Genomic DNA, 20,141 nt, shown 5'->3' on the forward strand with positions numbered 1-20,141 from the left:
CCGCCATGCCCACCAAGGCCTCGCCACCCGATACATCGTCCGCCCCGGTGTCTGCCTCGTCTACCTCATCTGCCTCGTCTACCTCATCTGGCGCCACCGGCTCCGCAGCAACCGCCAGGGGTGCCGATGCGGGCAGCCTGGTGGCAGCCCCCGACTTTCCCGTCATCATCGTCACCGGATTGTCCGGCGCAGGCAAGAGCACGGTGCTCAACGTGCTGGAAGACCTGCGCTACTTTACCGTGGACGGCCTGCCCGCCAGCCTTGCCCCGCAGATGGTCACCATCCTGAACCGCGAGGCGCTGTCCCACTATCAGGGCCTGGTGCTGGGCATGGACCTGCGCGAGAGCAATTTCGTGCGCAATCTGGAAAAGTCGCTGGAACGGTTGCAGGGCATGGGCGTGCGCCCCGCGATGGTGTTCATAGAGGCCAACGCCGCCGTGCTCAACCGGCGCTATGCCACCACCCGCCGCCCGCACCCGCTGGAGAGCGAAGGCATGGGGCTGGAACAGGCTCTGGAGCAGGAGCGTCTGCGCCTTGCCCCGGTGCGCCAAACCGCCGACCTCGTTGTGGACACCTCCAGCTATTCCATCCACGACCTGCGCCGGGTCATCCAGAAGAAGTGGAGTTCCATCCAGGGGCGCATCCGCTCCCTGCGCATCAATATCGTCACCTTCGGGTTCAAGTACGGCGTGCCCGCCGACGCGGATCTGGTGTTCGACCTGCGCTTTCTGCCCAATCCCTATTTCGTGCCAGATCTGCGCCCGTTGTCCGGCCTGGACGAGCCGGTGGCCAAATACGTGCTGGAAGCGGGGCACGGCGATGCCTTTCTGGCGAAGCTTCTGGACTTTCTGCACTTTCTGCTGCCCCAGTACGAGGCGGAAGGACGCTACCGCCTGACCATCGCCATTGGCTGCACCGGCGGGCGGCACCGTTCGGTCTCGGTGGCGGAGGCCCTGCTTCGCGCCTTGAAAAAATCTGATTATGCCGTATCGATAGAGCACCGCCACATGGAACTGGGTTGAACGAAAGGATGCGATGTTTCCGTCGGAGTCCTGCCAGAACCTGATGCCGTGGCACATCGGCCCGGAATTTCACCGGACGGCATGCCGTCCCCGCACCTTGCCCCAACCACACAGGCTCGGCCTGAACGCACCAGCATGTCCACCACCGAACAGCAGCAAGCAGGGCAGTCCCGCAAGGGGACAGGAAACGTTGCCCAAGGCAACAGCAGCAAGCCCGGCGACGGCCAGTCCGCCCCGGAATCGCGCATCGGCGTGATTCTGGTGACCCACGCCGACTACGGCGCGGCGTTGTTGCGCGCCGCCGAATTCATCCTCGGCCCGGTGCAGGATTGCGCCTCCATCAGCGTGGACGTCTCACTGGAAGTGGACGAGACGGTCAAACGCCTGAACGAAGCGGTGAAACGCCTGGATACCGGGCGCGGGGTGATGATCCTTACCGACATGTTCGGCGGCACCCCCACCAATCTCAGCCTGGCCCTGCTGGGCAAGGGCAACGTGGAAGTGCTGACCGGCGTCAACCTGCCCATGCTGCTCAAGGTGTTCGGCGGGCGCGACGGCGACCTGGCCGCCCTTTCACGCGATGCGCGCGACGCTGGCACCAAGGGTATCGTGGCGGCGGGCGAACTGCTGCGCAGCCGGGTCAAGAACGGGTAGGGTCATGCTCTGGTTCCGCATAGACAACCGCCTGGTGCACGGCCAGATCATCGAGGCGTGGCTGCCCTATACGGGGGCGCGGCGCCTGCTGGTGGCCAATGACGCCCTGGCGGCGGACGACCTGCAACAGCAGATCGTCTCGCTGGCCATTCCCGGCCGGGTGGAAGTGCACTTCGTGCGGGTGGACGCACTGGCCCAGTACTGTACCGGGCGCGCGGACGACGGGCACGACACGCTCGTGCTCTTCGCCACGTGCGCAGACGCTCGCCGTGCCTTCGATGCGGGAGTGGGCATGAGCACCCTGAACATCGGCAACCTGCACTACACCCCAGGCAAGAAACAGTTGTGCGCGCATGTTTCCGTTTCGGACGATGACGAGGCCTGCCTGCGCTTCTTCAACCGCCACTCCGTGTCCCTGGACTTTCGGTGCGTACCCAACGAACCGGTGCAGATAAAGGGGTGGTCATGACCGATTTCCTTCCCGTGCTCACCCTGGCGCTGCCCATCGCTTTTTTTTTGCCGTTTTTTCGCTGCTGCGCTTTTCGCTGAACCTGGGCTTTCTGGAACGCCCGCTCGCCATCGGCTTTCTGTGGGCCGTCATGACCGGCGAGTGGGGGCTTTCCATGCACATCGCCATCTTTCTTGAGCTGTTCTGGCTCGATCTGTTTCCCGCCGGTACCTACATTCCCCCCAATTCCATCATCTCCCTGCTGCTGTCCCTGAGCGTTGCCGGGCACTTCGGCCTGGAATCCGCCGGGCAGCTGGCCATTCCCGTGCTGCTCGCACTGCCCGCCGCCCTTGCCGGCGCGCATGTGGAATACCTGCACCGGCGCTGGCGCAACCAGCAATACACCGACCTGTTGCACTGGGGCAGGATGGCGGAACACTCCGGCAAGGGCGATTCGCCCCTGTGGCGCATCATGGTGCGCTCGCTGGGCGAACTGTTTGCGCTGAACCTGGGCCTGTTTTGTGTGTGCCTGCTTGTGCTTGTGGGAACTATCGAGCTGATGTCCAACTATATCGGTCATCTTCCGGCAGTTCCCGGCATTGCGTGGGGGCATGTGTGGTTCGTGGGAGCCATGGGCGGCATGCTGGCCCTGCGCCTGCGCCGGGCCTATGTGGCCTTTGCGTTGGCCTTGCTGGCCGCGTCGGCGGCTTCGTTCATCTGATTCACATTCGTCACCGGAAATTGACCGTGCGAAGGCGAGGGGTACTTGGCAGCCGGGAATGTTTGTGCTATTTGGCACAAACAATTTCGCAGCAGCATGCGAGCTACTCGCAGCACCAAACCCCAATGCCACATGCAACGGAGGAAAACCGACATGGCAGCTCTTGTTCTTGGTCACATGAATCCCGATACCGACTCCATCATCGCCGCCATCGGCGTTGCCGACCTGATGACCAAGCGCGGCATCGAAGCCAAGCCCGTCGCGCAGGGTGCCTGCACCCCCGAAACCGAATTCGTCCTCGGCAAGTTCGGCCTGAAGGCCCCCGAAGTGGTGACCTCCGTGGCTGGCCAGAAGGTCATCCTGGTTGACACCACCGAGCGTGCGCAGCTGCCCGCCGACCTGTCCGACGCCGAACTGCTCGGCGTGGTCGACCACCACAAGCTGGGCGACGTGACCACCTCCAACCCGCTGGAAATGTGGGTGTGGCCTGTGGGCTGTTCCTGCACCGTCATCAAGGCGATGTACGACTTCTACGGCATCGAAGTGCCCAAGGCCATCGCCGGCGGCCTGCTGTGCGCCATCCTGTCCGACACCGTCATGTTCAAGTCCGTCACCTGCACCCCCGAAGACAAGAAGGCTGTCGAAGCCCTTGCCAAGATCGCGGGCGTGGCCGACGTGATGGCCCTGGGCATGGAAATGTTCAAGGTGAAGTCCGCCGTTGAAGGCGCGTCCATGAAGGACCTGGTCTTCCGCGACTACAAGGACTTCGACATGGGCGGCAAGAAGGTCGGCATCGGCCAGTTGGAAGTGGTGGACCTGTCCATCCTCGAGCCCGTGAAGGCCGGCCTGTACGAAGAAATCACCAAGGTGAAGGGCGAAGGCCGTCACTCGGTGTTCCTGCTGCTGACCGACATCATGAAGGAAGGTTCCGAAATGCTGATCGTTTCGGACGACGCCTCCATGGTCGAAAAGGCGTTCGGCGTGAAGGCCGAAGGCAAGTCGGTGTGGCTCGACGGCGTGATGAGCCGCAAGAAGCAGGTGGTGCCCAACTTCGAAAAGGCCTTCAAGGGCTAGTCGAAGCGGCTCTCCAACCGACGCAGACTGACGCATACGGGGCCCGGCGGCATATGTCGCCGGGCCTTTTGCATTTTCTGGGAGGGGGGAAGGGAGGGCAGGGCGACAGCCCACTGCCTGCCCGGACGCCAGAACGGATCAGACCACCCGGACGGCAATGCCTGCCCGGAAGGTCCAATCTGTCCGGACGGCGCGACTTGGCCAGTCCGGACGGGCCGCCCGGTCAGTCGATCGTTGTGCCGGTGCGTTCATCCAGCCGGGCAAGGGCCATGCAGCGCAATTCGCGCAGGTGCACACCAGAGGCCGCGCCCTTGTTGCACAGGTCCGGCGGCAGCTTGACGGCCAGCAGCACGGCAAGTTCGGCCTCGGTGCGCTGGCGCAGCATTTCCAGCCGGGCCAGGCAGGCCTCGGGGATGGGGGGCGGATCATATGGGGCAAGCGGATCAACGGGGGTGGACGAAGACGGGGATTCTTCTCCTGAAACGGCGGCGTCATCCCTGTTCAGGGCGGGGGCAGCACCTTCCGGCTGCCGCAACGCGCAGTCCGGGCCGGTACCTCTGCCCTTGCCGGTACCATCGGCCAGCACCAGCAGTCGCATGGCGGGCAGCAGGCCGCGTGTGTGCAGTGCCAGCAACAGGTCCACCCGGGTGCCGGGTCGCAGTTCCCCATGCCGGGCCAGACGCATGTGCAGCCGGGCCGCAGCCTCGCCCGCCTCGATGAACCGGGTGGGCATGGACAGCCGGACCCCCATGGCACGCGCCAGCGGCGCACCACGATCTTCGTGTCCGTAATGATGCGGCAGCACGTCCGCCGCCGTGGTCACCTTGCCAAGGTCGTGGCACAGGGCCATCCAGGTTGCCAGTTCGGGCGGGGGCTGTTGCGCGGAGCGGGTATGCCCGATCGCGCCATCCGCCGCGGGGGAAGTCTCCAGATAAGGCGATGACGCGTGGTCCCCGACACGGGACACAGGCCCGGCCAGCACGGCGACCATGTCCATGACCCGCGCCACATGGTCCAGCACCGACCCGCTGTGGTAGCGCGCGGGTCCGGCGGGCACTCCATCGGCCCCGGCCAGTTCGGCAAACCACGGCAGCAGGCATCCGCCCGCGTGCAGCACCTTCAGGTAGCGGCCGGGGCAGGGGGCGGCCAGGGCCTTCAGGGTTTCGCGGCACACCTGCTCGGCGGGCAGGGTGGCCAGCGCACCGCGTTGTGCCACGGCCCGCATCTGGTCCAGCGTTTCCGCGTGCACTGAAAAATCGGGAAACTGCGCGGCAAAGCGCGCGGCGCGAAAGGCCCTGATCGGGCTGTCGGCCAGCGCCGTGGGTGATGCCGGGCGCAGCACGCGGTCCGCAAGGTCGCGCAACGCCTGCGGGTGGGCATGCAACACTCCCGCTTCGGCCAGCGCCAGGGCATTGATGGTGAAGTCGCGGGCGGCCAGGTCTTCATCCAGCGTGCCGCGCAAGGGCATGTGCTCCACGCCGTCCAGCAGGTACACGTCAACGTCGCGGCCAACCTTGCGGGCACCGGGGTTCTGCCGTACAAAACACGCCGCATCACCTTCAAAGGCCACGTCATGGTCGTGTATCGGCCTGCCCAGCAACAGGTCGCGCACGGCTCCGCCCACGAGGTACGTCTTCATGGGGATGAGCCTAGCCGATTTCAGCCCGGACGGAAATGCGTCCGGGTTCGCAAGGTCTCATCCCCACGGAAAATTCCTGCACATGGCCGGAAAGGCCATGCCCAGAGGTGCCATGTCCCGCAGCAATACCCAGCCAGACCGCACCTACGCCGCCTCGCAGTCTGCCGCCAGCCGGAAGGGGCAGGGCGCTCCTGTTGTGCATCTGTTGCGCGAAGGGCTGCCCCTGCCGTCTGCCGAACCTTCGTCCGGCGCGGCCACCGGCCAGCCTGCCGACGACGCCCGGTGGATGGCCGACCCGCTGCCGCCCGAAGTTCTGCGCGGCCTGCCCGGCTGGAACGAGGACTTTGCCGCTCTCCCCGGTTTCGTGCCCACAAGCCTCGGCAGCGTGCCCATGCTGGCGACGCGGCCAGACAGTGGCCCATCAGTCGAATTCATCGCATCTTCCTCGCAGTCCGCGTCTGCCAATGCTCTCCCGCCGGTGATCGTGTGCGGACCATGCACCTCGAGCCTGGATGTGGCCCACACCCTTGCCGCCGCCGGTGCCTTGCCGGAATGGGGGACGGTGCTGGCCGTATCGCAGCGGGCCGGGCGCGGCCAGTTGCGCCGCCCGTGGGAATCGCCGCCGGGCAACATCTATGCGGCCTTGCGCCTGCCCGCCGCCGGAGTGTTCGCCACCGAGGCGGCAGCCATCGCCCTGGGCTGCCTGTTCGCGGAAGCCTTCAACGCGCTGGGCGTGCCCGTGCAGCTCAAGTGGCCCAACGACCTGTTGCTGGGCGATGCCAAGGTGGGCGGCATGCTGATAGAGGAAAAACGCGGGGTGGTGCTGGCGGGCATCGGCATCAACGTGGTATCGGCGCCACCGCCCCAGGCGCTACGCCAGGGCTGGGCGGTACCCGCCGCAAGCCTGGCCGACCGTGGCATTTCCGCCACGCCGTTGACGCTGTGGCGCCATCTTGTGGAAGATTCACGTTTCTGCTATGAAGCGCAAGTTCTACGCGCCGGTGGGGCCGATTTCGTATCGTGCGCGGAAAAGCATCTTGCCTGGGTAGGCCGTGGGGTTGTGGTTCACGGTGGCGAAGTGGGTGACTGTCCGGGCAGGATTCTTGGACTCGAACCGCAGGGGGGCCTGCGGATTGTCATTTCGGGCAGGGAACACATACTCCGCTCCGGCAGCATCACGCCCATACCTTCGTGATCCGTATTCCATGCGCCCCGCGCATGCGCGCACGTCAATTCCGGTCGCCCGTTGCGGGCCGGACAGCCAGGATACCGAGGATTAGATGGGCATCAAGACCTTCGAGCAGGTGTTGGAAGAGGTGAGGGGCAAGGCGATTCTGGTGGCCAACCGGGGCATCCCGGCCCGCCGGATCTGTCGCTCCATCCGTGAACGCTTCGATGCCGTGGCCGTCATGACCGCCACCGACATCGACAAGACCTCTCCGGCCGCCTCCGCAGCACAGGAGCTCCTGCTGCTCGGTTCCGACCCCAGAGCGTATCTGGACATCGATCACATCATCGCGCTGGCCAAGCAGCGCGGCATCGTTGCCATCCATCCCGGATGGGGCTTCGCCTCCGAAGACGAACGCTTCCCCGCCAAATGCAAGGCCGCCGGGCTGACCTTCATCGGGTCCACGGCAGAGGCCATGAACCTGCTCGGCAACAAGGTGCAGGTCCGCAAGCTGGCGAAGAAACTCGACATCCCCGTGGTTCCCGGTTCCGAAGGCGCCGTGGACATTCCCACCGCGCGCACCATCATCGACGAGATCGGCCTGCCGGTCATGCTGAAGGCGGAAGGCGGGGGCGGCGGCCGGGGCATCTTCGCCATCCATCGCGCGGAAGAACTTTCCGACGCCTTCATGAAGGCGTCCACCATGGCGCAGGCCTCGTTCGGCAACCCGCGCCTGTACGTGGAAAAATACCTGCCTTCGGTGCGCCACATCGAAATACAGGTCATCGCCGACATGTACGGCAACGTGTTCGCCTTTGACGAACGCGACTGTACCGTGCAGCGCAACCACCAGAAGCTCATCGAGATCACGCCGTCGCCGTGGTCGGGCATCACCCCCGAACTGCGCGAACGGCTGAAGGAATACTCGCGCATGCTGGTGCGCGAGGTGGGCTACCATTCGCTGTGCACCGTGGAATTCCTGGTCACCGCCGACGGCACGCCGTACCTGATCGAGGTGAACACCCGCCTTCAGGTGGAGCACGGCATTACAGAATGCCGCTACGGCATCGACCTGGTGGAAGAGCAGATTGCCGTGGCCTTCGGGGCCAGGCTGCGCTTCACCCAGGAAAACACCACGCCGCAGCACGTGGCCATGCAGGTGCGCATCAACTGCGAAGACCCGCAGAACCATTTCGCCCCCAACTCGGGTCTGGTCAGCCGCTACGTGTCGCCCGGCGGCCCCGGCGTGCGCCTGGACTCGAACATGTGTGCGGGCTACGAGTTTCCGTCCAACTACGACTCGGCGGGGTCCCTGCTCATTGCCTACGGGCAGGGCTGGGAAAAGGTGCTCGGCATCATGGAGCGCTGCCTTGGCGAGTACGTCATCGGCGGCATCAAGACCACCATCCCGTTCTACAAGCAGGTGCTGAAGCACCCCAAGTTCCGCGCGGGCGACCTGGACACCAACTTCATCGCCAACACGCCGGAACTGATGTGCTACTCCGACCTCGCCCCCGAAGCGGAGCGCCTGGCCCGGCTGGTGGCCGAGGTTTCGGCCAAGGGCTACAACCCCTACGTGCAACTGGGTGAATACCGCACCCGCGAAACGCCGCGCATGCCCCGCTTCGAGCCGGTGCTGCCGCACATTCCCGGCACCGTGCGCCGCGCGCCCTCGCCGTATCCCACCGGCGACCGCACCGCGCTGCTGGACTACCTGCGCGACGCGGGCCATGTGCACTTCACCGACACCACCCCACGCGACATGACCCAGTCGAACAGCGGCAACCGCTTCCGCCTGGCGGAAGATGCGCTGATCGGCCCGTACCTGGACAACTGCGGGTTCTTCTCCATCGAGAACGGCGGCGGCGCCCACTTCCACGTGGCGCTCCTGGCCAACATGACCTACCCCTTCTCGGAAGCGAAGGAATGGAACCGCTTCGCGCCCAAGACGCTGAAGCAGATCCTGATCCGCTCCACCAACGTGCTGGGCTACAAGCCGCAGCCCAGGAACCTGATGCGCATGACCGGCGAGATGGTGTGCGACACCCACCACATCATCCGCTGCTTCGACTTCCTGAACCACATCGAGAACATGCGGCCCTTCGCCGAAGTTGCGCTGAACCGCACCGACGTGGTCTTCGAACCGGCACTGTCGCTTTCGTGGGCCAAGGGCTTCGACGTGGACCACTACCTCGGCGTCACCGAGGAAGTGCTGCGCATGGTGGGCAGCGTGGCCGGGGTCGGTCCCGACCAGGCCGCGAAGATGATCATCCTCGGCCTCAAGGACATGGCGGGCATGTGCCCGCCCCGGTTCATGACCGCCCTGGTTTCCGCCCTGCGCAAGCGCTGGCCCTCGCTGGTGCTGCACTACCACCGCCACTACACCGACGGTCTGTTCGTGCCCTCCGTGGGTGCCGCCGCCAAGGCGGGCGCGCACATCGTGGACGCCGCCCTGGGCGCTTCTGTGCGATCGTACGGGCAGGGCGACGTGCTGGCCACTGCCGCCTACATCGAGGACGAGCTGGGCCTGAAGACCAACCTGAACAAGAACATGATCCGCGACTGCAACTTCGTGCTCAAGCAGATCATGCCGTACTACGACCGCTACTGCGCGCCGTACTTCCAGGGCATCGACCACGACGTGGTCGAGCACGCCATGCCCGGCGGGGCCACCTCGTCGTCGCAGGAAGGGGCCATGAAGCAGGGGTACATCCACCTTCTGCCGTACATGCTCAAGTTCCTGGCGGGCACCCGCAAGATCGTGCGCTACCACGACGTGACGCCCGGCTCGCAGGTGACCTGGAACACCGCCTTCCTGGCCGTGACCAACGCCTACAAGCGCGGCGGCGAAGAAGAGGTGCGCTACCTGCTGGAAGTGCTGGACCACGTGGCCCGGCACGACGAGACCGACCTGACGGCGGAAATGCGCAAGGCGCGCCTGTCCATCTACCAGGACTGCAACGACGCCTTCCGCAACCTGCTGCTGGGCCGCTTCGGCAAGCTGCCCCTCGGCTTCCCGGCGGATTGGGTGTACGAAAGCGCCTTCGGCAACGAATGGAAGAAGGCCATCGCCTCGCGCACCGAGGCATCGCCCCTTGATGCGCTGGCCGACGTGGACCTGGCGGCGGAAGAGCGCGGCTACGTCGAGATCATGCGCCGCAAGCCCACGGAAGAAGAGTTCGTCCTGTATCTGAACCACCCCGGCGACGCCATCAAGACCATCCAGTTGCGGGCACGTTTCGGCAACCCCAACAACCTGCCGCTGGACGTGTGGTTCGAGGGCGTGGCCCCCGGCGAGGACCTGAACTTCGTCGATTCCAACGGCAAGCCGCATCATCTGGCGCTGCTCAGCATCTCGCGCCCCAACGAGGCGGGCATGAGCGTTGTGCGCTACGTGCTCGATTCCGAGTTCATGAGCTGCGAGGTGCAGGTGGCCAAGGCCGCCATTGCCGACGGCAAGGGCTCGGAAAAGGCCGACCCGTCCAACCCCATGCACGTGGCCGCGCCCAGCAACGGCGACCTGTGGGTGATGTACGTGCACCCCGGCGACGTGGTGAAGCAGGGCGAGGAGTTGTTCAACATCTCCATCATGAAGCAGGAAAAGGCGGTGTTGGCCCCGGTTTCCGGCATGGTCAAGCGCGTGCTGAAGACCGCCGACTACCGCGAAAGCAAGCAGATGATGCCCGTTCGCGAGGGCGAGCTGATAGTGGAGCTTGGGCCCATCCCGCGCACCTGCCCCAACACGGCGTGCTCGCGGCCCATCACCATGGAAGGCATCGACTTCTGCCCCTACTGCGGCGAAGCCTTGAATCCATAAGCAGACATTCCGCGCGCGGCCCCGGAACCCCTGCGGGCCGCGCGCGGATACATCCTTCGGCTGTACCAGGCACCGCCCGGCCCGGCTTGCACGGACCGCGGGCGACGATGCGAGAACCCCCCATAAGGAGACCGGCACCCCATGCCAGCCCCCTGCATGATACCCACCGGTTGACCCCGCCACGCCCCGCGTACGTGGGACAAGACCGTCGTTTTCGGGTATCGGACCTTCAGGCAAGCGTTTCTATCCCCCACAGGAGGATTCACGAATGGGCAAAACTCCGGTTGAAAAGCCCGCGGCCAAGGCCGCCAAGGCTGGCGCCGAGATTTCCGAACTCACCAAGAAGCTGGTGCTGACCGGCGCAGACATCGTGCGCATCGGCGACGATGCCGAGCTGCTGGTCGGCGGCAAGAACTACAACACCGCCATCATCAGCCAGGTGGAAGGAATCCGCGCACCCGAGTTCCGCGCCATCTCGTCGCAGGCATTCCACATGCTGCTCGACGAAACCAGGGTCAACGCATCGCTCGTCCGCGCCACCGTGGACAGGGAATACAACCGCATCGACTGGAACGATCCCGAGATCAACAAGGACTCGGAGTTCCTGCAAAAGTTCGTTCGCAACCTGGCAAAGGAAATCCGCGCCCAGGCTTCGGCCAAGCCCGGTGAAACCCAGATCAAGCTGCGCACCTTCGTCAACAACGTGGTGGAAGGCTTTGCGACCTCGCCGGAAGGCATCGACCAGCTGCGCAAACGCTCGGTGCTGGTACAGGCAGGCATCTTGTGCGTGGAGTTGCCCAAGGCCGTGGACGAATGCGTGCGCGAGGCCTACCGCTCCATCTGCAAGGAAGCGGGCGCCGAAGACGTACCCGTGGCCGTGCGTTCCTCCGCCGCCGGCGAAGACTCGCGCAAGAAGGCCTTTGCCGGCCTGCAGGACACCTACCTGAACATCGTGGGCGACAGCCGCGTGTCCGCCGCCTATCACTGGGACTGCGCATCGGCCTACAACCTGCGTTCCATGACCTACCGCCGCGAGGCGATCCTGGACGCGCAGGCCCGCGCCGAAGCCACCGGCGACGAATCCATCGCCATCAAGGCCAAGCAGGAATGGGCCATCGAGAACACCTCGCTCTCGGTGTGCATCATGCGCATGATCAACCCGGTCATTTCGGGCACCGCCTTCAGCGCGGACACCGCCACCGGCTGCCGGGGCACCGTCCGCAAGGACCTGGTGGGCATGGACGCCAGCTACGGCCTGGGCGAGGCCGTGGTGGGCGGCATGGTCACCCCCGACAAGTTCTACGTCTTCCAGCGTGACGACGGGCCCGAGGTGGTCATCCGCCAGATGGGCTGCAAGGACAAGAAGATCGTCTACGACGAGAAGGGCGGCACCAAGAAGGTTTCCGTGCCCGAGATCGAGGCGTACCGCTGGTCGCTTTCGCTGGCCCAGGCCGAACAGGTGGCCAAGGGTGTGCGCGCCATCAGCCGCGCCTATGGCGACATGATCATGGACACCGAATTCTGCATCGACTCGGCCGACCGGCTGTGGTTCGTGCAGGCCCGCCCCGAAACCCGCTGGAACGAAGAGCTGGAAAAGCACCCGCACACCATCTTCATGCGCCGCCGCGAGGTGGACCCGAAGGCGGCCAGCCAGGCCGAGGTGCTGCTGGAAGGCAACGGCGCATCGCGCGGGGCCGGGCAGGGCAGGGTGAAGTTTCTGCGCTCGGCGCTGGAACTGAACAAGATCAACAAGGGCGACATTCTCGCCGCCGACCGCACCGACCCCGACATGGTGCCCGGCATGCGCGTGGCCGCCGCCATCCTTGCCGACGTGGGCGGCGACACCAGCCACGCCGCCATCACCTCGCGCGAACTGGGCATCCCCGCCGTCATCGGCATCCAGCGTCTGGAAATCCTGCGCGCCCTGGATGGCCAGGAAGTGACCGTGGACGGCACCCGGGGCCGGGTATACCGCGGCATGCTGCCCCTGCGCGAAGTGGGCGGCGAGATGGACCTGTCGAAGCTGCCCACCACCAAGACCAAGGTCGGCCTGATCCTGGCCGACGTGGGCCAGGCCATGTTCCTCTCGCGCCTGCGCGAGGTGGAAGACTTCGAGGTGGGCCTGCTGCGCGCGGAGTTCATGCTGGGCAACATCGGCGTGCATCCGCAGGCGCTGGAAGCCTTCGACAGCGGAGAACTGGACCACGCCGTGCACGCCAAGCTGCGCGAGCTGGATTCCCGTCTGTCCAAGATACTGCGCGAGCAGCTGTCTGCCGGGCTCATCGCCATCGACATGAAGCTGCGCGAGTACGTGGGGCACATAACCGGCCTTTCGGCGGAAATCGAGGCCCTGGCCTCGCGCGAGAACCTGCGCGGCACCGAACAGGTGCTGGTCATGCACCGCAAGATGCGCGAACTGGACCACAAGCTGGACGAGCATGTGGAACTGGCAACCCGCCGCATCGACATCCTGAAGACATCCATCGACCTTGAAGACCACGTGCGCGTGATCATGGGCTACGACGACCAGCTGGCCCTGCTGAACGGCATCGACCCCGATACGGTGAAGCGCCGCGCCGAAATCGAGGCCAACATCCGTGCCCAGGTGGAACGCGTCGAAGACATCCCCGCCGTGCAGGACGCCCTGGCCAAGATCGCCCGCCTGCGTCACGAAGTGGGGCTGCGTAGCGGCCTGCAAAAGGAAATGGACGACATGCGCGCCGTGCCGGACAAGATCCGCGCCCTGATCCGCTCGCGCGGGTTCCGCACCGGCAAGGAGCACTACGTTCAGACCCTGTCGCAGGGCCTGGCCCTGTTCGCCATGGCCTTCTACGGCAAGGACATCGTTTACCGCACCACCGACTTCAAGTCGAACGAGTACCGCAACCTGCTGGGCGGCAACCTGTTCGAGCAGATCGAAGACAACCCCATGCTGGGCTTCCGTGGGGTGTCGCGCAACCTGCACGACTGGGAAATCGAGGCCTTCAAGCTGGCGCGCGGCGTGTACGGCGGGTGCAACCTGCAACTCATGCTGCCCTTCGTGCGCACCCTGGAAGAAGCGCGCTCCATGCGCCGCTACCTGGAACAGGTGCACAAGGTGAAGAGCGGCGTCGACGGGCTGAAGATGATCCAGATGTCGGAAATCCCGTCCAACGCCGTGCTGGCCAAGCAGTTCATAGAGGAGTTCGACGGGTTCTCCATCGGCTCCAACGACATGACCCAGATGGTGCTGGCCACCGACCGCGACAACGCGCGTCTCGGCCACATCTACGACGAGGAAGACCCCGCCGTGGTCTGGGCCATCCTTGTGACCATCTTCACCGGCCAGAAGTGCGCCCGCAAGGTGGGCTTCTGCGGTCAGGGCGTGTCCAACAGCAAGATCCTGCGCGGCCTGGTGGCCATCGCGGGCATCGTGTCCGCCTCGGTGGTGCCCGACACCTACTACCAGACCAAGCTGGACATGGCCGAGGTGGAGGCCGAAAACATTCCCACCTCGGAACTGGGCAACTGGCTGCGCAACCAGCATCTGGCCAACCTGCGTGCGCTGCTGGAGGAAAAGGGCTACGGCCACATCCTCAAGAAGTACACCCAGGCCGAAGACCTGATGGACTGGTACGAAGGTGAACTGCGCCGCCTGCACGAACTGCTGCGCGAAAGCCTGGAAACCCCCAAGGAAAAGTTCTACCGCTCCGAGTTGGAACAGTTCCGGGCCACCTTCCACAAGCCGGTCATCTACGCCACCTGGGACTGGGCGGGCACCGTGTCCGACGCCCTGCACCAGGCCGGGTTCGCCAGCTTCGAGGAGCAGGCCAAGGCCCTGGAGGCCCAGCGCGCCCAAAAGTGGTAGACGTTGTAGACGGCGTGCGCGCCACGCGCGTGCCGGATTCACGTTGAGGAATGTACGGACGGGCGGCCTTCGGGCCGCCCGTTTTCCGTTTCGTGCCGGGCAGATGCAACGGAGAGGGCGGAAAGACGGCGGGACGCCGGGAGATGTCCGCCGAACTTCGGGCGCATGCCGCTGCCCGGTCTTGCCACAGGCCGTTTCGCGTCGCATTTGAGAGGTGAATGCGTGTTCCCGGAGCGTCAGACAAGGAGGCGGCCATGGCGGAACTGCGAATGCGGCGCGTGTACGAGATGGGAGCGGCGAATGACGACGCCGATGACGGAATGCGCGTGCTGGTGGATCGGCTCTGGCCGCGCGGCCTTGCGCGTGACAAGGTCCGCATCGACCACTGGCTGCGCGGCGTGGCTCCGTCCGACGAACTGCGCCGCTGGTTCGGCCATGATCCCGCCCGGTGGCAGGAATTCCAGACACGCTACCATTCGGAACTGCGCGGGTCCGCACATCCCGACCTTGCCCTGCTGCGGCATCTGTCGACGAGTCCGGGCCGGATCACCCTGCTGTACGCGGCGCGTGACGAGGCACGCAACAACGCCGTGGCCCTGAAGGCATTTCTGGAGCAGCAGCGGGGAGCCCCATAGGGCAGGCCGAAACGTGTCGTGCGCACAACCATTTGAAACCACACTTCTTCGTACGGAGCAGGGACAGGGGTTACTGTGAACGCGACCATCGTTTAAAGTACTGGATGAACCTCGTTCCGCCTTGCCGCCCGGTACGGAAACACATTGCCCTGATTGCAGGGCAACACCCTGAACAGCAAAAAAACGGGGAGTCCATCGGACTCCCCGTCATGCGTTCGGATTGCCGTTCCCTGCATGGCCGCGTGGCCGGGCAGGGTGGGCGCTACTTCAGACGTGCCGTCACGTTGTCCTCGATCCAGTGCGGGTCCAGCCATTCCAGCGGTTGCACCTGCACCCCGCCGATGGTCACCCCGAAGTGCAGGTGGTCGCCGCCTGCCATGCCGGTGGTGCCGGTCTTGCCGATGATGTCGCCCTTCTTCACCTGCTGGCCCACGTTGGCCGAAATCTCGCTGAGGTGCGAGTACAGGGTTTGCAGGCCAAGGCCGTGGTCGATGACGACAAGGTTGCCGTAGATGCCAAGATGCCCGGTAAAGACCACGCGCCCGCTGTTGGAGGCGGGTACTTCGGCCATGGCCAGCGAGGCGAAGTCAAGGCCGAGGTGGGTCTGGTTGTCCACCTTCTGTCCGTTGTGCAGGTAGCTGCGGTTGTCGGCAAATCCGGCGCGGGTGGCCGAGTTGGGCAGTTGCAGGAAGGCCCCGTGCCAGAGCATGGCGGGGGCGGTATCCCTGCCGATTTCCAGCAGCTTCTGCTCGTTGGAGGCGCGCAGTTCGTTGTTCACCTTCAGGAAGCGCTCCAGCGGGCTCAGCTCGCCGGGCACGTCCTGCTCGAATTCGGGCATCTTGCTGGCCAGAAAGCTTTCCGAAATGTTGATGTTGTCATGCCGGAACACCCTGTCCAGCGGACGAATGACCAGCCGACTGGCCATGGCGTTGCCGGAAAGGTCCACGGCGGTGATTTCGGGGGCGTATTGGGCCATGGTGAGAAAGTGGGGAAAGGCGAAGAAGCACAGGTAGTCGCCGCTGGGCTGCTTGAACCCCGGAAAGTACAGGTCGCCCACCTTCACGCCGGTGCGTTCCACGTCCTCGTTGACCGAGTAAAGGATGGAACCGGTGCCACCGCGCCGCACGTAGGGGGGCATGCTCTTTACCGAAACGCGCGGGGGCTGGGTGTCCAGGCGCATGGGATACACCCGGGTGGTGGTGTTGCCCTTGCCGAACCCGGCCAGCGAAGTGTCGGCCGTGCGCACTTCAAGGTCGAAGGCGCCGTCCTTCAGGCCCGCATCCTTCAAATTGAAGGTCACGCGCTGTTCGCGGCGGCCATCGGTGAAGGCGCTGTCGAGCACGACCAGCGAATGCGAATTCTTTTTCACCGTGACGGTGACGGACCGGATGCCCGACTTCTTGTCGCGCAGGGTCAGGGTCAGGTCCTGATGCGGCGAGGCACGCCCCGTGTCCGGGGTAAGGATGACTTCCGGCCCTTCCATGTCCTGGAAGAGCATGAAACCGCCGATGCCGAGCAGCCCCAGCAGGGCCGCGAAGACGATCACGATGGAAAGATTCTTTGCTGCAGTCATGTCTCCTGATCCTTTCAAGTGAAAAGCCGCCCTGAAAGCCGGGCGGCTCGTGTCCAAACCGTTTGGGCAGCCTGCCTAGGGATGTTCGACGGCATCCAGCAGGCTGATGGTCAGCTTCAGGAAGTCCGCCTCGGTCACGATGCCCACCAGCCTGTCACCCTCGGTAACGGGCAGACACCCGTACTTGTGGTGCAGCAGCAGTTCGGCGGCATCGCGCAGCAGGGTGTCGGGGTGCACGCGCACCACATCGGTCCGCATGATTTCGCCCACCGGAATGCCCGCGTCGATCTCGTTCTGAACCGCCTCGTCCACGTCGGCGAAGCGCGAGATGGTGGCGGACAATATGTCGCGGTGGGTCAGCAACCCCTGAAAGTCGCCCTTGCCATCCACAATGGGAATGTGCCGGATCCGGGCCAGTTGCATCAGCGAGCGGGCCGCCCGGAGCGAATCGGTCTTCTTCAGGGTGAAGAGCCCGGTGGACATGAGATCGCCGACGTAGAGCATGGTTTCCCCCGCAAGCGCGTTTCCTCAAGTGTCGCACACTCGGCGCATAAGTCAAGCAAACCGGAACGCCGTGGGCGGCTGCCTGCGGCATGCAGGGCAGGGGTGCGACCAGGGGGGCGGAATGTCACGGAACGAACGATGGCAGCGCTTCGGGACGGGCGCTACGCCCCCTGTGATTGACGCTGGGGACAAAATCTGTTTTCCAAACCATGCCGGGGCCGTATGGACGAGGTGACTCGCAACGCCCGTCCCGACCGTTTGGACCCCGTTCCGCCATTCGCCCGCACACGATTTCCGTCGCGGCCCATCATGCTGCGCCGCCGTCTGCCAGATGACTGACGCGGTCTCTGGCCAGGCCGTTGCCGGGCCTTTGGCAGACCGCTGGCCGACGCAGTATTCCTGACGTACCTGATGTGCGTGATGGAGGCGACCGCGCACGGCGCCACGGCAACGCGACGACCAGCCCCCCCGGCAGGGCACCCATTCCAGAGAGGACCGCGCATGCTCGACATGAAGCGCAACCGTGAGCGCATGGTGAAACAGCAGATCGAGACGCGCGGCATCACCGACACGGCCGTACTTGCGGCCATGCGTTCCGTGCCGCGTCACCTGTTCGTGCAGGAAGCCCTGCGCGCCCAGGCCTACGAGGACCACCCCCTGCCCATCGGGCATGGCCAGACCATTTCGCAGCCGTTCATAGTGGCGCTCATGTCGCAGATCATCGAGCCGCAACCGGGCCTGCGCGTGCTGGAGATCGGCACGGGATCCGGCTACCAGGCCGCCGTGCTGGCGGAAATGGGCATGGACGTGTACACGGTGGAACGCATCCGCGAACTGCACGCCGCCGCGCGCGACCTGTTGCGCACGCTGAAGTACCGCAAGGTGCGGCTGAAGCTGGACGACGGTACTCTGGGCTGGCCAGAGGCCGCCCCCTACGACCGCATCCTGGTCACGGCGGGCGGACCGGAAGTGCCGCTGCCGCTCATCGAGCAACTGGCCGACCCCGGTATCCTGGTCATTCCCGTGGGGGCCAGCAAGCGCATGCAGGAACTGGTTGTGGTGCGCAAGCAGGGCGGCCGCGTGGTGCGCGAAAGCAAGGGGGGCGTGGCCTTCGTGGACCTGGTGGGCACCCACGGCTGGCGCGGCTGACCTCCGCGCCTGGCCGGGCGGTGGAGGGAGCATTCCGTCCCTTCGCAATCCTTGCCTTCGTCCTCCCTGCCTTGTAGCGCCCAAGCCCGCGCCGCCTCCAACACCCCGAGGACAATCGACGTCATGCGTTTTTTCTCCCGCCTTCTCGACAGGCTGTGGGCCGCAGCAGCATCGCGCGGCGCCGTGCGCATGCTGGTGCTGGTCTCGTTCACCGAGTCGGTCTTCTTTCCGCTGCCGCCGGACCTGCTGCTGATTCCCATGGCCCTGGCCGCGCGCGAACGGACGCTGCGCCTTGCTGCCATCTGCCTTGCCGCATCGGTGGCGGGCGGCGTTGCGGGATATTTCGTAGGCATGTTCTTCATGGACGTGGCAGGCATGCCCATCGTGCGGTTCTACGGTCTGCAGGAGCAGTACCACGCTGTGAAGGAATGGTACGACGCCTACAGCGCCTGGGCCGTGGCGGTTGCCGGGCTTACCCCGGTGCCGTACAAGCTGTGCACCCTCACCGCCGGGGCCTTCCGCATCGACTTCGCCACCTTCCTGCTGGCGTCGGTGGCCAGCCGGGGGCTGCGCTTCTTCGTCATCGCGGGGCTCATCTACCTGTTCGGCGAACGTGTGCGCTATTTTCTGGAACGCCGGTTCGACCTCGTGCTGCTGGTTACGCTGGTGCTCGGGGTGCTGGGTTTCATGGCGCTCAAGTTCCTGAACTGACGCCCGGTTCGCAGCGCCTTTGGGCGCCGCGCCGTTGTCCGGTCCTTTTGCTTGACGGGGCGGCGCGATTCATTACCTTACCGGGGCGGGCAAGCCCCGCCGCATCGCAATTCCATGGCCCGCCGCGCCACCGGCCAGGCGGCCACAGACAAGGAGCATCCATATGTCCTCGTGCAGCACCTGCCCCTCGGCGAAGAACAAGGCCGAAACGGGCAAGCCCAGCGCCGGCATGGCCATTCAGGACGAGATCATCTCCTCCACGCTGGGGCGGATCAGATACAAGCTCTTCATCATGAGCGGCAAGGGCGGGGTGGGCAAAAGCTCCGTCACCGTGAACACGGCGGCTGCCCTGGCCGCACGCGGCTACAAGGTGGGCATCCTGGACGTGGATATCCACGGCCCCAGCGTGCCCAACCTGCTGGGCCTGCGGGCGGGCATAGAGGCCGACGAACGCGGCGGCCTGCTGAATCCCGCGAAATACAACGACAACCTGTTCGTCATCTCCATGGATTCGCTGCTCAAGGACCGCGACACGGCGGTGCTGTGGCGTGGCCCCAAGAAGACGGCGGCCATCCGCCAGTTCGTGTCCGACGTGAACTGGGGTGACCTCGACTTCCTGCTCATCGATTCCCCCCCCGGCACCGGCGACGAACACATGACCGTGCTGAAGACCATCCCCGACGCCCTGTGCGTGGTGGTGACCACCCCGCAGGAAATCTCGCTGGCCGATGTGCGCAAGGCCATCAACTTCCTGCAGTACGCCCAGGCCAACGTGCTGGGCGTGGTCGAGAACATGAGCGGCCTGTACTGTCCGCATTGCGGCGGCGAAATTTCGCTGTTCAAGAAGGGCGGTGGCCGCGAACTGGCCGAGAAGTACGGTTTGACCTTCCTGGGGGCCGTGCCGCTGGACCCGGCCACCGTGGTGGCTGCCGACCGGGGCGTGCCCGTGGTGATGCTGGAAGAGGATTCGCGCGCCAAGCAGGGCTTTCTGGAACTGGCCGACAACATCGCTGCCGCGTCCGAGAACAGCCTGGAAGCCGTGGCCAGCACCCACGCCTGATATCCGCCCGACGGCCGCCTGACGTAGCCAGACTGAGACCGGGCCGGTGCGTGCGAAGTCGCGCGCCCCGGCCCGGCTGCCTCCCTCTGCCAAGGCCGCCTGCGCGCCGGTTGCCGCCC

15 protein-coding genes are annotated in these 20,141 nt (G+C 65.2%); 12 read left to right on the top strand and 3 right to left on the bottom strand.

Annotated features, from left to right (window positions below):
* Positions 1 to 140 precede the first annotated feature (140 nt).
* The 5 genes from rapZ to FVW27_RS19725 all read left to right on the top strand — a co-directional run bounded on the left by rapZ (position 141) and on the right by FVW27_RS19725 (position 3,919).
* The gene (gene rapZ / locus FVW27_RS19705) at positions 141 to 1,022 is read left to right on the top strand and encodes an RNase adapter RapZ (RefSeq protein ID WP_167128641.1); all 882 of its coding nucleotides are present in this window, start codon (positions 141 to 143) and stop codon (positions 1,020 to 1,022) included.
* Positions 1,023 to 1,157: 135 nt separating this feature from the next.
* Positions 1,158 to 1,676, top strand: a complete 519-nt coding sequence (locus FVW27_RS19710; protein ID WP_243838593.1) for a PTS sugar transporter subunit IIA — start codon at positions 1,158 to 1,160, stop codon at positions 1,674 to 1,676.
* A 4-nt stretch (positions 1,677 to 1,680) separates the two neighbouring features.
* Positions 1,681 to 2,145: a PTS sugar transporter subunit IIB gene (locus tag FVW27_RS19715; RefSeq protein ID WP_167128608.1), complete on the top strand. Its 465-nt coding sequence runs from the start codon at positions 1,681 to 1,683 to the stop codon at positions 2,143 to 2,145.
* Positions 2,146 to 2,275: 130 nt separating this feature from the next.
* Positions 2,276 to 2,845 carry a hypothetical protein gene (locus tag FVW27_RS19720; protein ID WP_424991897.1) on the top strand — a complete coding sequence of 190 codons (570 nt, stop codon included), beginning with the start codon at positions 2,276 to 2,278 and terminating at the stop codon, positions 2,843 to 2,845.
* A 153-nt stretch (positions 2,846 to 2,998) separates the two neighbouring features.
* Positions 2,999 to 3,919 carry a manganese-dependent inorganic pyrophosphatase gene (locus FVW27_RS19725; RefSeq protein WP_167128611.1) on the top strand — a complete coding sequence of 307 codons (921 nt, stop codon included), beginning with the start codon at positions 2,999 to 3,001 and terminating at the stop codon, positions 3,917 to 3,919.
* A 223-nt stretch (positions 3,920 to 4,142) separates the two neighbouring features.
* Here FVW27_RS19725 and FVW27_RS19730 read toward each other — a convergent pair whose 3' ends face one another.
* On the bottom strand, positions 4,143 to 5,558 hold the full coding sequence (locus FVW27_RS19730) for an HD domain-containing protein (RefSeq protein ID WP_167128614.1): 1,416 nt from the start codon (positions 5,556 to 5,558) through the stop codon (positions 4,143 to 4,145).
* 112 nt (positions 5,559 to 5,670) lie between these two features.
* On the opposite strand from FVW27_RS19730, the gene FVW27_RS19735 reads away from it, so the two are divergent.
* From FVW27_RS19735 to FVW27_RS19750, 4 genes are all read left to right on the top strand, one after another.
* Entirely contained in the window at positions 5,671 to 6,753 is a 1,083-nt protein-coding gene (locus FVW27_RS19735; protein ID WP_243838594.1) for a biotin--[acetyl-CoA-carboxylase] ligase, read from the top strand.
* Between the two features lie 85 nt (positions 6,754 to 6,838).
* Complete coding sequence (locus FVW27_RS19740) at positions 6,839 to 10,543, top strand: pyruvate carboxylase (protein WP_167128617.1); 3,705 nt, start codon at positions 6,839 to 6,841, stop codon at positions 10,541 to 10,543.
* A gap of 268 nt (positions 10,544 to 10,811) precedes the next feature.
* Positions 10,812 to 14,390: a PEP/pyruvate-binding domain-containing protein gene (locus FVW27_RS19745; protein ID WP_167128620.1), complete on the top strand. Its 3,579-nt coding sequence runs from the start codon at positions 10,812 to 10,814 to the stop codon at positions 14,388 to 14,390.
* 254 nt (positions 14,391 to 14,644) lie between these two features.
* Positions 14,645 to 15,025 (top strand): DUF488 domain-containing protein, encoded by a 381-nt coding sequence (locus tag FVW27_RS19750; protein ID WP_167128623.1) that lies wholly within the window; start codon positions 14,645 to 14,647, stop codon positions 15,023 to 15,025.
* A 262-nt stretch (positions 15,026 to 15,287) separates the two neighbouring features.
* On the opposite strand, the gene FVW27_RS19755 is transcribed toward FVW27_RS19750, so the two are convergent.
* A complete protein-coding gene (locus tag FVW27_RS19755) occupies positions 15,288 to 16,598 on the bottom strand; it encodes a M23 family metallopeptidase (RefSeq protein WP_167128626.1) in 1,311 nt (436 codons plus the stop codon).
* 75 nt (positions 16,599 to 16,673) lie between these two features.
* The gene (locus FVW27_RS19760) at positions 16,674 to 17,102 is read right to left on the bottom strand and encodes a CBS domain-containing protein (RefSeq protein ID WP_167128629.1); all 429 of its coding nucleotides are present in this window, start codon (positions 17,100 to 17,102) and stop codon (positions 16,674 to 16,676) included.
* A gap of 501 nt (positions 17,103 to 17,603) precedes the next feature.
* Between FVW27_RS19760 and FVW27_RS19765 the strand changes: the two genes are divergently transcribed.
* From FVW27_RS19765 to FVW27_RS19775, 3 genes are all read left to right on the top strand, one after another.
* A complete protein-coding gene (locus FVW27_RS19765) occupies positions 17,604 to 18,251 on the top strand; it encodes a protein-L-isoaspartate(D-aspartate) O-methyltransferase (protein ID WP_167128632.1) in 648 nt (215 codons plus the stop codon).
* A gap of 123 nt (positions 18,252 to 18,374) precedes the next feature.
* Positions 18,375 to 18,962 (top strand): YqaA family protein, encoded by a 588-nt coding sequence (locus FVW27_RS19770; RefSeq protein ID WP_167128635.1) that lies wholly within the window; start codon positions 18,375 to 18,377, stop codon positions 18,960 to 18,962.
* A 163-nt stretch (positions 18,963 to 19,125) separates the two neighbouring features.
* On the top strand, positions 19,126 to 20,022 hold the full coding sequence (locus tag FVW27_RS19775; RefSeq protein ID WP_007521820.1) for an Mrp/NBP35 family ATP-binding protein: 897 nt from the start codon (positions 19,126 to 19,128) through the stop codon (positions 20,020 to 20,022).
* Positions 20,023 to 20,141 lie beyond the last annotated feature (119 nt).

It is taken from the genome of Nitratidesulfovibrio liaohensis (assembly GCF_011682075.1).
GTDB classification, from domain to species: Bacteria; Desulfobacterota; Desulfovibrionia; order Desulfovibrionales; family Desulfovibrionaceae; genus Cupidesulfovibrio; species Cupidesulfovibrio liaohensis.